General features: G+C 66.3%; 18 protein-coding genes and 1 tRNA gene. 13 read left to right on the top strand and 6 right to left on the bottom strand.

Annotation, left to right across the window (positions count from 1 at the left end; genetic code table 11):
- Positions 1 to 810 carry a Cof-type HAD-IIB family hydrolase gene (locus LH407_RS04945; protein ID WP_322132402.1) on the top strand — a complete coding sequence of 270 codons (810 nt, stop codon included), beginning with the start codon at positions 1 to 3 and terminating at the stop codon, positions 808 to 810.
- Between the two features lie 107 nt (positions 811 to 917).
- On the opposite strand, the gene LH407_RS04940 is transcribed toward LH407_RS04945, so the two are convergent.
- On the bottom strand, positions 918 to 1,514 hold the full coding sequence (locus LH407_RS04940) for a TetR/AcrR family transcriptional regulator (RefSeq protein WP_322132403.1): 597 nt from the start codon (positions 1,512 to 1,514) through the stop codon (positions 918 to 920).
- A 92-nt stretch (positions 1,515 to 1,606) separates the two neighbouring features.
- On the opposite strand from LH407_RS04940, the gene LH407_RS04935 reads away from it, so the two are divergent.
- Both LH407_RS04935 and LH407_RS04930 read left to right on the top strand, forming a co-directional pair.
- Positions 1,607 to 2,608, top strand: coding sequence for an aldo/keto reductase (locus tag LH407_RS04935; protein WP_322132404.1), 1,002 nt, complete (start codon positions 1,607 to 1,609; stop codon positions 2,606 to 2,608).
- 112 nt (positions 2,609 to 2,720) lie between these two features.
- Complete coding sequence (locus tag LH407_RS04930) at positions 2,721 to 3,584, top strand: alpha/beta hydrolase fold domain-containing protein (protein ID WP_322132405.1); 864 nt, start codon at positions 2,721 to 2,723, stop codon at positions 3,582 to 3,584.
- Positions 3,585 to 3,651: 67 nt separating this feature from the next.
- Here the strand turns inward: LH407_RS04930 and LH407_RS04925 are convergent, their stop codons facing one another.
- Positions 3,652 to 4,287 (bottom strand): hypothetical protein, encoded by a 636-nt coding sequence (locus tag LH407_RS04925; protein WP_322132406.1) that lies wholly within the window; start codon positions 4,285 to 4,287, stop codon positions 3,652 to 3,654.
- Between the two features lie 95 nt (positions 4,288 to 4,382).
- On the opposite strand from LH407_RS04925, the gene LH407_RS04920 reads away from it, so the two are divergent.
- The 6 genes from LH407_RS04920 to LH407_RS04895 all read left to right on the top strand — a co-directional run bounded on the left by LH407_RS04920 (position 4,383) and on the right by LH407_RS04895 (position 9,076).
- Complete coding sequence (locus LH407_RS04920; protein WP_322132407.1) at positions 4,383 to 6,047, top strand: YncE family protein; 1,665 nt, start codon at positions 4,383 to 4,385, stop codon at positions 6,045 to 6,047.
- A complete protein-coding gene (locus tag LH407_RS04915; RefSeq protein ID WP_322132408.1) occupies positions 6,040 to 6,510 on the top strand; it encodes a hypothetical protein in 471 nt (156 codons plus the stop codon). The genes LH407_RS04920 and LH407_RS04915 overlap by 8 nt, the downstream gene beginning before the upstream one ends.
- A complete protein-coding gene (locus LH407_RS04910; RefSeq protein WP_322132409.1) occupies positions 6,507 to 7,007 on the top strand; it encodes a hypothetical protein in 501 nt (166 codons plus the stop codon). The genes LH407_RS04915 and LH407_RS04910 overlap by 4 nt, the downstream gene beginning before the upstream one ends.
- On the top strand, positions 7,004 to 7,771 hold the full coding sequence (locus LH407_RS04905) for an isocitrate lyase/PEP mutase family protein (RefSeq protein WP_322132410.1): 768 nt from the start codon (positions 7,004 to 7,006) through the stop codon (positions 7,769 to 7,771). Before LH407_RS04910 ends, LH407_RS04905 begins: the two co-directional genes overlap by 4 nt.
- Before the next feature lie 226 nt (positions 7,772 to 7,997).
- Positions 7,998 to 8,432 (top strand): MarR family winged helix-turn-helix transcriptional regulator, encoded by a 435-nt coding sequence (locus LH407_RS04900; protein WP_322132411.1) that lies wholly within the window; start codon positions 7,998 to 8,000, stop codon positions 8,430 to 8,432.
- Entirely contained in the window at positions 8,429 to 9,076 is a 648-nt protein-coding gene (locus tag LH407_RS04895; protein ID WP_322132412.1) for an NAD(P)H-dependent oxidoreductase, read from the top strand. The genes LH407_RS04900 and LH407_RS04895 overlap by 4 nt, the downstream gene beginning before the upstream one ends.
- Positions 9,077 to 9,097: 21 nt before the next feature.
- On the opposite strand, the gene LH407_RS04890 is transcribed toward LH407_RS04895, so the two are convergent.
- Positions 9,098 to 9,316, bottom strand: a complete 219-nt coding sequence (locus tag LH407_RS04890; RefSeq protein WP_322132413.1) for a hypothetical protein — start codon at positions 9,314 to 9,316, stop codon at positions 9,098 to 9,100.
- Positions 9,317 to 9,705: 389 nt separating this feature from the next.
- Between LH407_RS04890 and LH407_RS04885 the strand changes: the two genes are divergently transcribed.
- On the top strand, positions 9,706 to 10,842 hold the full coding sequence (locus LH407_RS04885) for a TIR domain-containing protein (protein ID WP_322132414.1): 1,137 nt from the start codon (positions 9,706 to 9,708) through the stop codon (positions 10,840 to 10,842).
- A gap of 769 nt (positions 10,843 to 11,611) precedes the next feature.
- On the opposite strand, the gene LH407_RS04880 is transcribed toward LH407_RS04885, so the two are convergent.
- A tRNA-Lys gene (locus LH407_RS04880) sits at positions 11,612 to 11,684 on the bottom strand.
- A gap of 34 nt (positions 11,685 to 11,718) precedes the next feature.
- Positions 11,719 to 13,035 (bottom strand): GNAT family N-acetyltransferase, encoded by a 1,317-nt coding sequence (locus LH407_RS04875; RefSeq protein ID WP_322132415.1) that lies wholly within the window; start codon positions 13,033 to 13,035, stop codon positions 11,719 to 11,721.
- Positions 13,036 to 13,174: 139 nt separating this feature from the next.
- Here LH407_RS04875 and LH407_RS04870 point away from each other — a divergent pair, with 139 nt between their 5' ends.
- The 3 genes from LH407_RS04870 to LH407_RS04860 all read left to right on the top strand — a co-directional run bounded on the left by LH407_RS04870 (position 13,175) and on the right by LH407_RS04860 (position 15,505).
- Positions 13,175 to 13,804 (top strand): DNA-directed RNA polymerase subunit beta, encoded by a 630-nt coding sequence (locus LH407_RS04870; RefSeq protein WP_322132416.1) that lies wholly within the window; start codon positions 13,175 to 13,177, stop codon positions 13,802 to 13,804.
- Positions 13,805 to 14,096: 292 nt separating this feature from the next.
- A complete protein-coding gene (locus tag LH407_RS04865; RefSeq protein ID WP_322132417.1) occupies positions 14,097 to 14,702 on the top strand; it encodes a sigma-70 family RNA polymerase sigma factor in 606 nt (201 codons plus the stop codon).
- Positions 14,699 to 15,505 carry an anti-sigma factor gene (locus tag LH407_RS04860; protein WP_322132418.1) on the top strand — a complete coding sequence of 269 codons (807 nt, stop codon included), beginning with the start codon at positions 14,699 to 14,701 and terminating at the stop codon, positions 15,503 to 15,505. Before LH407_RS04865 ends, LH407_RS04860 begins: the two co-directional genes overlap by 4 nt.
- Positions 15,506 to 15,838: 333 nt before the next feature.
- Here the strand turns inward: LH407_RS04860 and LH407_RS04855 are convergent, their stop codons facing one another.
- Entirely contained in the window at positions 15,839 to 16,486 is a 648-nt protein-coding gene (locus LH407_RS04855; RefSeq protein WP_322132419.1) for a fasciclin domain-containing protein, read from the bottom strand.
- Between the last annotated feature and the right edge of the window lie 37 nt (positions 16,487 to 16,523).

Below are 16,523 nucleotides of genomic sequence, written 5' to 3'. Positions count from 1 at the left end.
ATGGCCGTCTTCTGCTCCGACATCGACGGCACCCTCCTGAACGCGCAACGCACCATCTCCGCGCGCACCATTGAGGCGATCACCGCCGTGCGCGAAGCCGGGCACACGTTTGTGTTGTGCTCCTCACGCATGCCCGCGTCGCTGCGCGCGCTCGAAAGCCTTTACGGCGCGACGGATGCCCCGATCGTCGCCTACAACGGAGGCCTCGTGCTCTCCGCCCAGGGCCGTGTGGTCAGCAACACCCCGATCCCCGCGAGCGCCGCGCAACAGATCTACGACCTGTGCGCGAGCCTCGGCGTGCACGGCAGCTTCTACAGCGGCGACGACTGGTACGTGTGGGCGCGGGACCGCTGGGCGGAGCGCGAGATGAGCAACACCGGGGTTTCGCCGCGCGACGAGCTGGCCGAGTACTACGTGGGGGGCGGAGTGATGGCCAGCGCTCCGCCGCACAAGATCATGTGCATGGGCGAGGTGTCATTGATCGACGCGGTGGAGCGGCTCGTTGTGTCCCTTCCCGATGCGGTCGGGTACCGCTCGAAGGAGACCTACCTCGAGATCGGGAGCATCGCGTGCGACAAGGGGACGGGCATCCGGGATCTCGAGGCCGACCTCGGTGTGGCGGTGGGTGACTGCTACTTCTTTGGGGATAACTACAACGACCTGCCCGCGTTCGCTGCCGTGGGTACCGCGATCGCGGTCGCGAATGCGAAGGATGCCGTGCTCCAGGCCGCGGACGTGATCACCGCGACCCACCACGACGATGGGGTGGCGCAGTACCTCGAGGGGTGGCTGCGGGAGCACTCTCGCTGAGTGATGCCATATGGCTGCTCTGGCGCGTGTCACAGCAGCCATACGGCATCGCTCGCGCAACTCTGGAGCGGTTCGGCGCGATCGACGCGGAGTTGTTGGCTGCGCGGTTACTCGAGGAGCGCGCGGGGCGACGCCTGGGCTAGCGGATCTACCGTCGCGAGTCCGTTGATGAAGGTGTCGATCATGCGCTGATTCGCTCCCGCCGTCGCGCCCCGCGTGGGTTGTGACAGCAGTGCGATCGCGGTCATGATCTCCCGGGCGGACAGGTCGCCGCGGGCGTGCCCGCCCTCGATCGCGCGGGTGAGAAGACCCTGGAGCGCGGGCTCAAGCTGGTCGAGCAGTTGCTCAGGCAGGCCGTCGTAGGCGGCGTCGCCGGAGTGGAGGGCTGCTGCGAGTCCCTGCTTCGTGCCAACGAAATCGCGGAAGCGCTCGATCCACGCGACCAAGGCCTCCCTCGGGTCCAGGGTGCCCGCGAGTTCGTCGGCTGCCGTAACGCACTCGTCGATCTCGTGCTGCAGCACGGCGACGATGAGGTCGGAGCGGCGCGGGTAGTGCCGATACAGGGTTCCGACCCCAACGCCTGCCAGGTCGGTGATCTGTTTGGCGGGGGCATCCACCCCGCTCGTCGCGAAGGTCGCCTTGGCGGCGTCGAGGAGAGCAGCGGTGTTGCGCTGCGCGTCGGCACGTTGAACTCGTGGGGTCATCGTTCTCCAGGCTTGAGAAGCGGAAAGGCATTCCGTATAGTTGCGGAACGGCATTCCGTTTAGACAGTGTACGACCCACGCAAGGAGAAACCATGCAGTACCGCCCCCTCGGCCGCACCGGCATCACCGTGAGCCGGTACGGCCTCGGCACCCTCATGTTCGCGACGCGCATGGGCAACGATCCAGCCGAGTCGGCGCGCATCATCCACGCTGCGATGGATGCCGGAATCAACCTCATCGACACAGCCGACGCGTACGGCGACTCCGAGGAGGTCGTCGGCAAAGCCCTCGTCGGGCGCCGGGACGACGTGGTCCTCGCCACCAAGGTGGGAATGCCGCTTGACCAGGACTCGAACCACCAGGGCGGTTCGCGCCGCTGGATCACCACCGCGATCGAGAACTCCTTGCGCCGTCTCGGCACCGACTACATCGACATCTACCAACTGCACCGGCCAGACCCGAACACGGACCTCGAGGAGACGCTCTCCGTGCTCAGTGACCTCGTTCGGGCGGGCAAGGTGCGCGCGATCGGGTCGTCCACCACACCGGCTTCGATGATCGTGCAGGGGCAGTGGGTTGCCGCGCGGCGGGGGCTGCAGCCTCTCCGTACCGAGCAGCCGCCGTACTCGATCCTCAATCGCGGCATCGAGCGGGAGGTGCTGCCGCTCGCCGAGGAGTACGGCATGGGGGTGATGGTGTGGGGGCCGTTCGCCCAGGGGTTGCTGACCGGTCGCGTCCGGCGTGGGGCCGCGAATGAGCTGACGAGGGCCCAGTACTTCCGTCACATGAGCGATGAGGGTCGCGTCGAGGTGGTCGAGCAGCTGATTCCGCTCGCTGCGGATGCCGGCATCCCGATGACCCACCTCGCCATGGCCTTCGCGACCGCCCACCCCGGCGTGAGCGCCGCACTCCTCGGCGCGAGGACGATGGAGCACCTCGACGACCTCCTCGCCGGTGCCGACGTTGTGCTCGGCGATGACGTGCTCGACAGGATCGACGAGATCGTGCCGCCCGGAACGGACGTCGGCGCCCTCGACCAGGACTACCAGCCGCCCGCGATCCGCGACGCGCGGCTGCGTCGGCGGGCTGCGTAGCTTTCTCCGAGTGTTGCCATATGGCTGCTCTGAGGGCCGCGATAGCAGCCAAATGGCAACACTCAGCGACCTTGCGAGGGGATACTTCTCCTAGAGCGAGAGAAGGTGCCCGATGTCGCTGTCCATGCGCGCCACCGGCATGCTTGTCCGCCTCTCCCGCAAAACCTTCACGCGCGAACACACTCTCGAGGCGTCCCTGCGCAAGCGCGCGGGCTCGGCGCCGATCCCGCGGTCGATGCGTCGACGGATGGATGTCGCGGAGCAGGTTGTTGCCGGGCATCCGGTTACCACGGTCACACCCACGACGGGCGCAACCGGCACGCAGGTGATCTACCTGCACGGTGGCTCCTACATCCACGGCCTGGACCCCGCGCACTGGCGCATCGTCGCCGCGATCATCGACGGAACCGGCGCGACGGTCACCGTTCCCGATTACGGCCTCGCGCCGGAGCACACCGTCGACGAGGGATACGCCTTCCTCGAGGAGGTAGTCGCCCGCACGACCGGCCGACCCCTGTTTATCGCGGGTGACTCCGCGGGTGCGGCCCTCGCACTCGGGCTCGCCATCAGTAAGCGGGCGACGACTCTCGCTGGCCTCATCCTGTTCTCGCCGTGGGTGGATGCCACGATGTCCAACCCCGCCATCCAGGCCGTGCTGCCGTCCGATCCGATGCTCGTGCCCGAGGTTCTTCGCGCCGCCGGCGCCGCGTGGGCCGGAAGCCGTGACCCCCGCGACTTGCTCATCAGCCCCATCAACGACACGCTCGCCGGATTGCCGCCGATCGCCATCTACCAGGGTGCGCGCGACATCTTCCTCCCCGACGCCGAGCGCTTCGCCGAGAAGGCGCGACAAGCGGGAACGGATGTCACGCTCCGCGTGTACGCGGACGCGTTCCACGACTTCGTCGGAGCCGGGTGGACGCCGGAGGCGAAGGACGCGTTCCGGAGAGTGGCGGACGTGATTACCGCGGGGTGATCGAGGGTTCTGGCGGCATGGGCCGCGCATCGTGCGCGTGGCTAGTTTGGTGCCAGCGCACAGACGCCTAGAACCGCCAGCCGGGCTCGACAGGCGCGCCGGACATGGCGCGGGTCAACTGATCCGCCAGGGCTACGAACTCGTCTGGGGAGAGCTGGCGAAGCGGATTGCCTTTGAGTCGCATGGGGACGAACTCCAGGGTGATTCGGTCATCCCCAACGGTGACGAGAAGTCTGACGCTCGTCATTTCGCGGGCTCCAACGACCGTGCGACCGAAGCCCTCGATCGTGACACGGTCCGTCGGCACAAATCCGTACTGCCCGCTCAGGTCGCTCGCCACATGGAGGCCTGCCGCATCGAATGCAAGCGCGGCGTATGAGTTATTCCGCAGGCGCACACGGTCGTCGCTCAGCGCCTGAGCCGCGTGCCTGCTCGCCGCCGCGAGGTCGGCGCCGACCGTGATCGGAATATGGATCGCTCCCGGGAAGGCGTTGCTCACGGCACGAAGCAGGGCACGGATCCAGACCGCAGCAACGACCACGATCAGTGCCAGCAGAACGAGAATGATCGCGACGACGATAACAAGGCTCCCGGGGCTCAGAATGGCCACACGATACGCGGCCACACCCAGACCGAGAAGGACCAGTGCGAGCGTGACCCAAAAGATCAAGGGTTGTCGCGTTTGGCGCGGCGGATCGGTCACGTGGATGACCCTATCGTTGGCGGCTCGAGGAACCCGGCGCGGTTCTGGCGCTAACGCACATCCTTCGATGGATTCCGCAGCGATACGATCTCGAAATGCGGATTGAAGCTCACCTCCCTCTGCCGGTTGAGCGATCCGTCGCTGTCGGCACCGGAAGGATGCTTCCCCTGGGAGCCGGGTTGGTTGTCGTGTCCTGGTTCGAAGGCGACGCAGCCGCCCGCTTCGGAATCCTCGATACACGCGATGGTTCGTGGAAGCGCGGCAAAGGCGTCAGCGGGGTGATCCAGGATGCCGTCGGTGACCCGTCGCTCGACCGGGCATGGCTTCTGTGCTCGTACGGTCTCTTCGAAATCGAGCTGTCTACGGCAACGGTGACGCGGCGACTCCGGCGAGGATTGGGCACTCACCAGAGCACCTTGACTCCACTCGGCAACGCGACAGTCGGTGTCTCCTCGCGCTTTGGCAAGACGGTTGCCGTGGTGTCCACTGAGTCGATGGAGCTCGTGGGCCGGATGCGCGTGCCTGCACCGGACGTCACGGTCGGTGACGAGGCATCCCGTCTGTTCATGAGCTTCCAAGCGGGACTGGCTCGTGAGGCACACCACCTCGCCCCTTCAGGGAAGTCGGTGGCGATTCCCCGCGCCGCCTCCGCACTGGCGATCGGCGCACATGTGGCCTACCTTCCCAGCCGCGAGAGTACCTACGGTGAACTTCATCCGTTGGGCAGCATCGCCTGGTACGACACAACAAGGATGCGTAGTAGTGAGGTGGGGCCGGATGTTGGCGCTACTCGCCTTCTCGCCCACACTGCCGATGGGCACCTCTTGGCCTCCGAGGGTGATCGGGGTCTCCTCGTGTTGGACGCCACAGGCCGCGACGTAGTCGAGCGAGTGAATGTTCCTGCGGGTGTGGTCGATGTAATTCCGCTTGCCAGTGAGGTGCTTCTGTGGCAGGGACGACCCCACCAGTGGCCGCACATAACCGTGCTCGCGGGGGTGGCGGGCACCTCCGGGGCGTCGCCTCTTGCGGCGTCAACGACCCACGCCGAGCCCATTCCGCCCAGCTCAACGTCAGCCCGAAAGGCCACGGAGCTGCAACTCGAGGGCCATACGTTGTGGGCGGGTGAGAGTCTGAGCGGCATCACTGCTGAGCGCATCACGCTCCTGGATTGCCGCACGGAGATCACAGACGACCCCGAGGCGCGCCCCGTGATTCGAGACCTCAACCTGAGGCGCCTGCGAATGCGAAGGTCACAGATCTCGGGTGCGGTGATCGAGGACCTCACCATTGAGGGGCTCGACACGGACATCCCGTCAGGGTTCGTTCGCGGATGCGAGATTCGGCGAGTCACCCTCCGGGGGCGAGTAGGTCCGCTCAGTCTCTTTCCCGAGATCACCAAATATCGCGGGCACGAACGGGAGTGGGAGGTTCACCGAGCGCTCTACGAACGGCGGCTCCAGGATCCCGAGTGGATGCTCGATCTTCGCGACGCGCGGGGCCCCATCTATGTGCGTGGGCACCCCTCACGCTTCTTTCTGCTCAATCCCGAAATACACGCTGTCGTGCCGTTCGAGAACGCCATCTCGGCTCCGTGGCGGGACATAGATTTCGGCCGATCCCACTTTTCTGTGACCCTCGATGACCTGGTGAGGTATGGCTGGGAGGACGCCACCTTGATCGCCAACCCACGCGATAAACACTTCGCCGACGAGCTCCGCGTGATCGCGGAACTTCGCGAACGGGGGATCGCGAATGCCTAAGACGTTGGGGTGGTTCAAGGCGGGCATCCTCGTAGCCATGTGTGTGGCGCTACTTGTTGGCTGCCGCGCCCTACCCAACCCCGGCCACCCCGACTTTGATATTCCCGTCCAATGGACCGGGAACGACATGTCGATCCTGCTCCGGGCCGACGGCACGGCGGCGCTCGAAGGGGTACCCGGAGGTGAGTGGGAGTGGGTCGGGGACCAGATCTGCTGGGAGGCGACGGACGAGACCTTCACTGGAGAGGCGACGTGGAGCGTCTACTCCGAACGCGGGGTCGAGCTCGTCTTCGGCGACTCGGACGTCATCATCTGGGCCGATCCCGGAAGGTTTGGTTCCTGGAGCTGGAGCGAACTCAAAATGATGACGTGCGGTGAGCACCCGCGCGCCCTCTCGCTTGCCGTGTCCTGTGGGCGGGCAGGATACGTCGAAGCGGAGCCGTGCAGGGCGGAGGAGCAGTGACATCCCCATCCCGCGCAGCCGACTGGCGCCCGTTGCTTCTCGCCTTGCTCGCGGCTGGCATCGCGTCGGGAGCGATCATGGCCTTCATCATGCAATGGGTGCTCAGCGCCGGGCCTGATCTCGCGTGGAGGGCAGGCAATGACTCGATCCTCGAGGTCAGCTACGTACCGTCCGCTCAACTCTTCGCAGTGCTGGCCATCGGGTGGGGCGGCTTTGCCGCGCTGTTGAGCTATCTAATGGGGCAGAACAGGAGATCGATCGGCGGGATGCTCGGCGCCGCGTTTCTCGGGCCGTGGGTGTTGGCCATCCCGCTCGCTTTCTTGCTCGTAATCGACGCCATCTTTACAGCGAACCCGGCCCTACCGATGGGGGACAGTCCGCTCCTGCTGGGCGCCGTGTGGGCCGCGGCCTGCGCGACACTCGGGACCATCGCGTTCTTCGCGGTACTGAAGGTCGCGCGGAGGGCAAGACAGAGGCGGGCTACCGTGGACCCATGAGCACCATCGAGAAAGCCACCACCCTCCGCGACCTCCACCAGGCACCCGAGATCCTCCGCGTCGTCAACGTGTGGGATGCCATCACCACCAAGGTCGTCGCCGGCCTCCCGGAGACGCGCGCCATCGCGACCGCAGGCCACTCGATCGCGGCAAGCCACGGCTACCCGGACGGCGGGATGCCCCTCCAGATCGCCCTCGACGCGGTCGAGATCATCGTGGGCGCCACCGAGCTTCCCGTCTCCGCGGACCTCGACGACGGGTACGACAACCCCGCCGAAACCATTCGTCGCGTGATCGGCATCGGCGTCGTGGGCGCCAACGTGGAGGATCGGCTGAAGCCGTTTGACGAGTCGGTCGCGAACGTTCGCGCCATGGTCGCAGCGGCCGAAGCGGAGGGTGTGCCGTTCCAGCTGAACGCCCGCACGGATGCCATCGCACGCGGCACCGGACCGCTCAGCGAGCGGCTTCCGGAGGCGATCAAGCGCGGCAAAGCGTTTCTGGAGGAGGGGGCATCCCTCGTGTTCATCCCCGGGCTCATGGATCGCGAGTCCGTGCAGCAGGTTGTCGCCGAGCTCGGCCGCAACACGGTCAGTGTGATCGGGCTCCCCGGCGCACTGACGGCGGCCGAGTACGAGGAGCTCGGGATCGCGCGCATCTCGTACGGGCCGCTCACGCAGCGGGTTGCGCTGCTGGCGCTGCAAGATCTCGCGAAGGACCTGTACGGATCGGGCGTGATCCCGGGTGACCTGCCGGCGCTGAACTAGCGCCCTCGACTCCGCCCGCGGCGCGGAGCCCCGCGGGCTTTGTCACTCTTTTCCGGAGCATCCGGATGCCCACCCCAGCGTTTCCGCGGAAGTGCGTGTGACTCCTGTGACTCAGCGGCAAAACCTCCGGAGAAGTGCACGTCGTCGGCTCTCCGGGCTGCTGACAAGGCAGTGTCAACAGTGTTAACTAGTTGACAACCGGCCACAAAGCCGCTTGACTACCCCCATGGCCACACGCATCCCCGTCACCCTCCACGAGGTCGTGCTGCACTTCGACGCCTACGCCGACGCGTACCTCCGCAAACACCACGGCATGACGTTCAGCCACTTCCGGTTCCTCACCACCCTCGCCGAACTCGGCACCTCCAGCGTCACCGAACTCGCCGAATGCCTCATCGTCTCCAAAGCCGCCGTATCCAAACGCGTGCCGGAACTTGTCGCGGACGGTTGGGTCGTCACATCCGGCGACCCCGGCAATGCCCGCCGGGTAATGCTCGACCTCACACCCCAAGCGTGGGCAGTCGTCGAGGCCGCCGGCGGCAAACTCGACAGCGACTTCACCGACATCCTCGGGCAGGTTCCCGGCCTCGACCCCGACCAGCTGAACTCGCAGCTCAACGCCATCAACGAGCTCCTCCTGCAGAAAGCGGCACAGCGGTGACGCGCATCCTCGTCATCATCGGAACCCCCATCGCCGACGCGCTCAACCACGCGCTCGCCGAGAGCTACGCGGCAGCGGCCACCACCGCCGGCGCCGACGTGCGCACCATCGACCTGGCCCGCGACCCCGTGCCCGGCACCCCCACCACCCGCAGCGAACTCCGGATGCCACGACCAGACCACCCCGACGACGCCCCACTCCCACCCGCCGTCGCCGCCTACCTCGACGACGTCACGTGGGCCGACCACCTCGTCTTCTTCTACCCGCAGTGGTGGGGCACCTACCCGGCCGCCCTCAAATCATTCATCGACCGGGTGTTTCTGAGCGGCTTCGCGTTCCGCTACCGCCCCACCGGCCGCCTCTGGGACCGCCTGCTCACCGGCCGCACCGCCCGCATCGTCATGACCATGGACTCACCCCGCCTCTGGAACCGCCTCGTGTACCGCAACGCGTCCGAGACCTCGTTGGCCCGCGCGACGCTCTGGTACTGCGGCGTGCGCACGGTCGGCGTGACGCGGTTCGGGGAGGTGCGGCATGCGGGGCCCGGCGTGCGCGAGGGGTGGTTGCGGCAGATGGCGCGGCTAGGGTCGCGGGATGCTGCGGCTTGCGTGCGGCGGAAGGCAGGGGTACCAGCGCTCGCGTGACGGTGCCCGTTCGTTGATGGGCTATTCGCCCACAGTGTGGCCGATTGCTTGAAGTACTTGGGCAAGCCACACGGACATGTAGTTCAGCGCAGACGTGCCATCGCCGACCAGTTCTTCCACAATGTTGTCTGCCTCTGCCTCTGCCTCTGCCTCTGCCTCTGCCTCTGCCTCTGCCTCTGCCTCTGCCTCTGCCTCTCGGCGGGCTTCCCGCCGTACCAGGTGAGCCGCTGACTCGGTCACGCCTCGGTGGTCGCCATGGACACGATCTATTCCCACCTGTTATCCGACGGACTACGCGCAGCACATCGCGCGCTTCAAGCGTTTCACGGCCGAGACTTGACGTGGTGCTGCTTCAGCGTGTCGGCCGTCTGATTCGCAAAGACAAAAATCAGCATGAAAGCGCAGATTGGGACCCGCGCCCCACTAAGAACGCTTTGATTCGGGTCCAAGCGCGCTTGCTTGCGAGCAACTAGAAGCGTGCGACTCTTGTGAGAAAGAGTGCATATGTCCAGATGGCCTGTCTTTACCAGCCCTAAGCGGATATGCCTGCGCTCTTGCGTTCGTCCTTCTCGCGTTTCACGGCGACATGGGTGTACGCTGGCGCTGTCCGCTACAGATGGGAGGCCAGAATGGCCAGCAGGGACACAGAAGAAGAACCCCAGGGCGGCGGGAAGAGGAAGGCTCGTCTGAGTCAGGCAGATGTGCCGAGTTACTCCATCACCGACGCGCTACGCGTACCTGAGGCACTGCGCGATGAGTATGGCAAGCAACCGACTCGGCCTCTTATGGTCGCGGCAGCGCTCAACGTCTCGCCTACTGGCGGCACGTTCCGAATGCTCACTGGTGCAGCGGTGGCGTACGGCCTTACCGATGGCGCCGCACAGGGCGAAACGATCGGTCTGACCGCGCTCGGCCGACGCGCCGTGGCACCCACATCCGAGGGTGACGATCGTGACGCACTCCGGGAAGCAGTTCTCCAGCCGCGCGCCGTTCGGCAGTTTCTCGAAAAGTACGACGGCAGCAAGGTGCCTTCACGGTCTATCGCGCTGAACGTGCTCGAAGAGATGAATGTGCCGTCGGAAGTCACGGGCAAGGCGCTTGACATGATCTTGGAGAACGCTGCCGCGGCTGGCTTCCTTCAGGAGATCAACGGCCAGCAATATGTGAATCTCGAAGGGTCCGGTCGCTCGACTGCATCGCCAGAACTCACTGACTCGGCTCTACCCGCGGAGGATGTCGCGCCGCCGATGCCGACGATTGCTACCCCAGTTGAGTCACCGATCCCTCCGGCTCCCGTTGCACCTGTGCAGACCAACAGCATCGCGAACAATAAGCGAGTGTTCGTCAGTCACGGGAAGAACTCCGACATCGTTGCGCAGATCAAGGAGTTGCTCACCTTCGGTGGATTCGAGCCCATCGTCTCCGTCGAGAAGGAGTCGGTGTCAAAGCCGGTACCTGACAAGGTCATGGACGACATGCGATCATGCGGCGCGGGAATCGTGCACGTCGGTTCTGAGACTCGCCTTCTGGACGACAAGGGCAGCGAGGTCAAGATGCTGAATTCCAACGTTCTGATTGAGATCGGTGGCGCGATGGCGCTCTACAAGAGGAACTTCATTCTGCTCGTGGAGAAGGGCGTCACGCTGCCGTCCAACCTGCAGGGGTTGTACGAAGTGCGCTACGAGGGAGCAACGCTTGACTACGAGGCCACGATGAAGCTCCTCAAGGCGTTCAATGATTTCAAGCAGGCCTCCGCAGCGGAGTGACCTGCGAAGCTCAAGTGAGAGGAGGTGAACATGACAAGCAAGTCTTCGAGTGGCAAGGGCCACGCACGTAGTGCCGTCACTGGCCGCTACGTAAAGCACACGACGGCCGCCCGCAATCCGCGGACGACCGTCGTGGAGAAGCCCACCAAGCGCTCTGGAAAGTAACTGGTGAGGTCTAGGCGGGGGCTCGGCTATGCGCCGGGTCCCCGTCGTCGTGCGAAATCCTACCTCGCCTCGGGCGTGGCGTCTGTGGCTGGGCCTAAGCTCCAAGTGCGCACACCGTCGTGCGCAGGGATGGGGATCAGTGCCGAACTACATCGTCAACAAGAATGCTCAGTCTGGGTCAAACGACCACGAGGTTCATCGCCTCGATACTCCGTACGGCTGTCTGCCGCTACCGCACAACCGCGTCGACCTTGGCTGGCACGCAGGTTGCGCGAGCGCTGTACGCCAGGCGAAGCAGTATCACTACAGCGACTCGAACGGGTGCCGCTACTGCAGCCCTGAGTGCCACACGACCTGATAGCGGACGGGTTTCCGCCGGTATTTCCATTCTCGGTGTCCCCGCGGTCTCTCGCTATCCGAATGCCTGACCAGTGGGCCCGGTGGGGCTCGACTCCCCATCGGCACGGCCGCCACGTCGCGGTTGCGCGTTGGTGCAAGCCGGGAGAGGCGCGACGCGTCGGAACCGGCGCGATGGGGACCCCACGACTGGTTCTTCTACTTCGGGGAGACGCATCGCCGCGGCCCGATGGGCCACTGCGCTGCGTGGGCCCGGTGGGGCTCGAACCCACGACCCGCGGATTAAAAGTCCGATGCTCTGCCAACTGAGCTACAGGCCCTACAGGTCAAGCGTACCGAGAGTGGGAGCCCCCATTAGAACCAGATGCCCAGGCGCGGGGGTGTGGGGGAGAGGAAGAGGCGGTCGATGGCGGCCGCAGCATCCGGGGTTGCGGTGAGACGGCCCGCGGCTCGGAGGGTTGCCGCCGAGATGCCGCCCAAGAAGAGGGCGCCCAGCTCGGCGATGTCGAGGGAGACCTCGGCGTCGGCGGGGGCGTCGCTGGCGGTGCAGGCGGCAGCGCCCGACGCATCCGTCGACAGCACAAAACGGCCGGCGGCGAAACCCAAAGCGTCACGCACATCGAACGCGATCGAACCGGGAGCGGCGTAGCGGCGCGACGTCAACGTCGCCGGAACATCCAGCACCCGCAACCACAGGTGGTCGCTCTCGGCGGTCTTGCGCACGGCACGAGCGTCGGCCACCATCCAGCGCAGCGGCTCGTCGACGGAACGCAAGGATGCCCGCACCTCCGTCACCAGGTCGAGCTCCAGTAGGAAGCGCCACAGGCCCGCATACGCGTCATCCGTCACCGCCACGAACTCGGTCACCACCACCGTGTGCGCCGAAAAATCGGACTCATGCTCCTTGAGTTTGAACAGCGCGAAACCCTGCGGCTCGCCGTTCTCGTCGTCGTAGCGCACGGCCCTCAGGCCCTTCGACTCCTTCTCGGTGTCAGGGGTCAGGCCGAAGAACTCGTCCCAGCGGCGACCCCAGCGGTCCACCTCGCCCGGGATGCTGCGGCGCGCCCGCCGCTCGATGTCGTCAGCCTGCGCACGCAACGCCGCCCTCTCGACGAACTGGACCCGCCCGCGAGCGGCAGGGCCCGTCCACTTCGCACGACGGGTGTCGATCGACCAGTCGGCCACGAGCACCGCGCACGCAAAACCGAAACGGCGGTAGATCGTCGCCTCCGACACGGTGAGGGCGGCCAGCGGCAGCCCGCCCGCGACCGCCGTGCGCAGCTCACCCTCGAGGAGGGCGCGCGCGATGCCGCGGCGGCGGTGAGTGGGGGAGACGGTCACCGAGCTGATCGCCCAGGCATCCATCGTCTGCGTCTGCTCCGGGGTGCCCGGGGTCGTCAGCGACGTGACCCAGGAGCTCACCGTGGCGACAGGGATCTCGGGGCTTGCAGCGGTGTCGTCGTAGACGCCGGTCATCCGGCGGTCCGTGAAGGCGCGGAGGTTGTCGACGGCGTCCTTGTGGTCGACGTCGTCGGCGTGGAAGCCGCGCACATCCGCACGCACCCACGCGACGCCGCCCGCCTCATCACCGGGGTCGACGAGGGCGTAACGCAGCCCGGCGTCGGCGATCGCGGCGGCGGATGTGGGGTCGAGGGGCAGTGAGTGGTGCATGTATCGAGGGTAACCGCGTGCCCTGACCTCGCCCAGTGATGTCAAATGGCTGCTCTGAGAACGGAAATAGCAGCCAATTGGCATCACTCGGCGAAAGGAGCCGCGGGAGGCCTCACGCTAGCGGCGTACCCTTAAGGCGATGGCCGACGACTTCCACAAGCCCACCCAGTACTCGGGCGACAAGTTCGACACGTACGAGGGCGGTGAGGACCCCGCCCAGATCCTCCGCGTCGCCCACGACACCGCCCACGCGCTCGTCAACCGCGCGCGGGAAACGGATGACCCGGCCGTCCTCGACCGCCTGGTGGCGTACACCGACTCCCACGGAATCGACGCGATCGCAGAGCTCTGGGCCCGCGCGGGCGCGCGCAGCCTCCCGGGCGCGCTGTGGCGCATCTACCTGTTGCGCGCCGTCATCCGTCAGGACCCCGCCGCGACGAGTTACGCGTTCCAGCGCGGAACCGAGGTGCTCTCCACCATCGACGCCGCCGTCGCGGGCGCCCAAGCGCCGACCGGCCCCGAAGAGATCACCGAACTCGCCGACCAGATCCTGCGCGGGCTGTTCCGCGGAGACTTCGGGGTCGCCCTCGACCGCGCAGCGGCCTTCTGCCGCATCATGTCCGCCGGATGCTCGTCCGAAGCCGACGACGCAGAGCTCACCAACCCCGACCGAGCCACCGAGCTCACCACCCGCGCAGAGAGGTTCACCATCACCGCCGAGGAACTCACCGCCTGCGCACGCCTCTACCGCAGCGACTCCCTCGAGTAGCCCGGCGAGCCTCCCTGAGGTGCCGACTTCGGTGGGTGCATCCCGCAAAACACCCACCGAAGTGGGCACCTCACGAGCGGGTGGGTACAGGTGGAATAGTCACCCCGGTGCGTCTGTTTAGACTGGTATGGCCGGGCCGCAGTAACCCCGGGCTCCACTAATAGCCGTTTCGAACGGCCTTGCGCCGAGAGGCGTTCTGCGGCCCGGCATTCTCCATCTTCAGGCGCCAAACCGGGAGGGGGTTGCGCTCCGAACTCCCTGCATGAAGACCCAGTCCGGGGCATGACCTGACATGCTTGACCTCGTGCCCCACGATTCCAGCCTCGGCCAGGACGACTCAGCCGCGGCCGTCGCCCAGCGCCAGCAGGCGCTGCTCGCCAGAGTGGCGTCGGGGGACAAAAACGCGTTCAGCCAGCTGTACGACGAGATGGCGCCGCGCGTTTTCGGACTGGTCAAACGAGTACTTATCGATCACGCGCAGGCGGAGGAGGTGACGCAGGAGGTGTTCCTGGAAATCTGGCAGACCGCTGCGCGCTTCGACCCCACCAAGGGTGGCGCCGCGACGTGGATCCTCACCATGACCCATCGCAGGGCCATCGATCGCATTCGGGCATCGCAGTCCTCTCGCGACCGCGACGTGCGGGTGGGCATCCGGGACTTCGATCCCGGCCATGACAACGTGTCTGAGCACGTGGAGGTCAGCGTCGAACACGCTCGCGTTGCCAAAGCGCTCGAGCGACTTACCGATCTTCAACGGCAGGCGATCACGCTGTCATACTACGGCGGCTACTCGAACAGTGAAGTCGCGACGATGTTGAGTGTGCCGCTCGGCACGGTCAAAACACGCATCCGCGACGGGATGATCCGGCTACGAGACGAATTGGGGGTGGCATCATGAGCGATCGCAACGACGACACGGAGCGCCGCGATTCGCAGCATCCGGACCTGAGCGCGCTCACCGGTTCCTACGCCCTCGGTGCGCTCGATGCCGACGACCTCGCCGCGTTCGAGGCACACCTGCCTGACCACGACGACGTACGGTCCGAGGCCACCGAGCTGAGCGACACCGCGGTGCTTCTCGGCCTCGCCGTTCCCCCGCAGGCGCCACCGCCAGCCCTCAAGGCGAACATCATGGCGCAGCTGGATGCCACGCCCCAACTGGCCGCGGAACCCGCGCCGTCCTACTCGGCCGCCGGCGCCTTCGGGCCAGCGGCGATCGGCCCCGCCGAGCGCAAGGCGCGTTCGCGTTGGGCGCGCCCCGTCGTCTCGCTCGCGAGCGCGGCTGCCGTGATCGGCCTCCTCGCGGGTGGCGGCATCGTGGCGACCACGATGTTCCAGAACGGGCAGCAGCAAGAACAGGCAGACCTCTTTGCCGCGATCAACGCGGCCAGCGACGTGCAACGTAAGTCCGTCGAGCTGCCGAGCGGAACGGCCACCCTTGTGTGGTCGAATGAGCTTCTCGCATCCGCCCTCATCACCGACGGACTCGAGGCGCTGCCCGCGAGCCAGGTCTACGAGCTCTGGTACATCGGAGAGTCGGGCCCCCGCTCCGCCGGCACCTTCACCGCTGACGGGTCGCGCATCTGGCGTGTACTCGAGGGTGAGATGCGGTCCGGTGACGTGGTGGGTGTCACGGTGGAGCCGCGCGGCGGATCCGAGCAGCCCACGACCGACCCCATCGTCGTCATCGAGAGCGCGTAGCGCAGCTCCTCCCTAGCGGGGCTCCTCACCCCCCTGCAGGTCCCTCCCGGCCCCGAGCCAGTTCACTCTTCTCCGGAGGGTTGGCTCAGGATGCTCGGCATTCCGGTAACGGGTGTGACTTCGGGCTAGATGCTCCGGAAAAGTGCGCGAAGACGGGTGCTGCTCGCCGCGAGAACGCGGGACGCGACACCAGGGCGAGAAGATCACACGGGGGCCGGCACCGCATCCGGGCACACAAAAAGGTCCGCCCCCCACCTGGGAGAGGGGGGCGGACCGTCGAAGGCCCGTCCTCACCCCAGATGAGGACGGGCCGGCCTGAAGGCCGAGGGCTGGTTACTCAGCCGGCGGCATCAGAACCGTGTCGATGAGGTACACCGTCGCGTTGGCCGTGGCAACACCGCCACAGATCACGTTCGCGTCGTTGACCTTGATGTTGTCGCCGCTGCCGGTCACCGTGACGTCGGCACCGTTGACGGTGGCCTGCATTCCGTCGATGTCAGCGGGGAGAATCTGGCCGGGCACCACGTGGTACGTGAGGATGCTCGTCAGAAGCTCAGCGTTCTCGGGCTGCTGCAGCGCGGCCACAGTGTCGGCGGGCAGCTTCGCGAACGCCTCATCCGTCGGTGCGAACACCGTGAACTCGGAGCCGTTGAGCGTGTCGACGAGGTCGACATCCGGGTTCAGCTGGCCGGAGACGGCAGCGACGAGGGTGGTGAGCAGCGGGTTGTTGGATGCCGCGACCGCGACCGGGTCCTGAGACATTCCGACGATCGAGCCAGCGCCGTCCGGCACAGCCTCGGCGTAGGCGGCGCAACCGGAACCGACCAGGTTGGCCGCCGGATCCATCGTCTCCATCTCTTCGGTCTGGGTGGGCATCGGCTCCTCAGCCGTGTCGGTCGTCGCCGGCGAACAGGCCGTGACGCCGAAGGCGGCGGCCGCGATCGTGAGAGCGACCAGGGTGTTGCGGTGTGTGGTTCGCATGACTTGCTCCTTAGTGAGAGGACTGGCTGGGGCATCC

This window comes from Antiquaquibacter oligotrophicus (assembly GCF_020535405.1).
In the GTDB taxonomy this organism is placed as follows: domain Bacteria; phylum Actinomycetota; class Actinomycetes; order Actinomycetales; family Microbacteriaceae; genus Rhodoglobus; species Rhodoglobus oligotrophicus.
The sequence above is the reverse complement of the archived record's forward strand: the minus strand, read 5'-3'. Positions and strand labels throughout refer to the sequence as shown.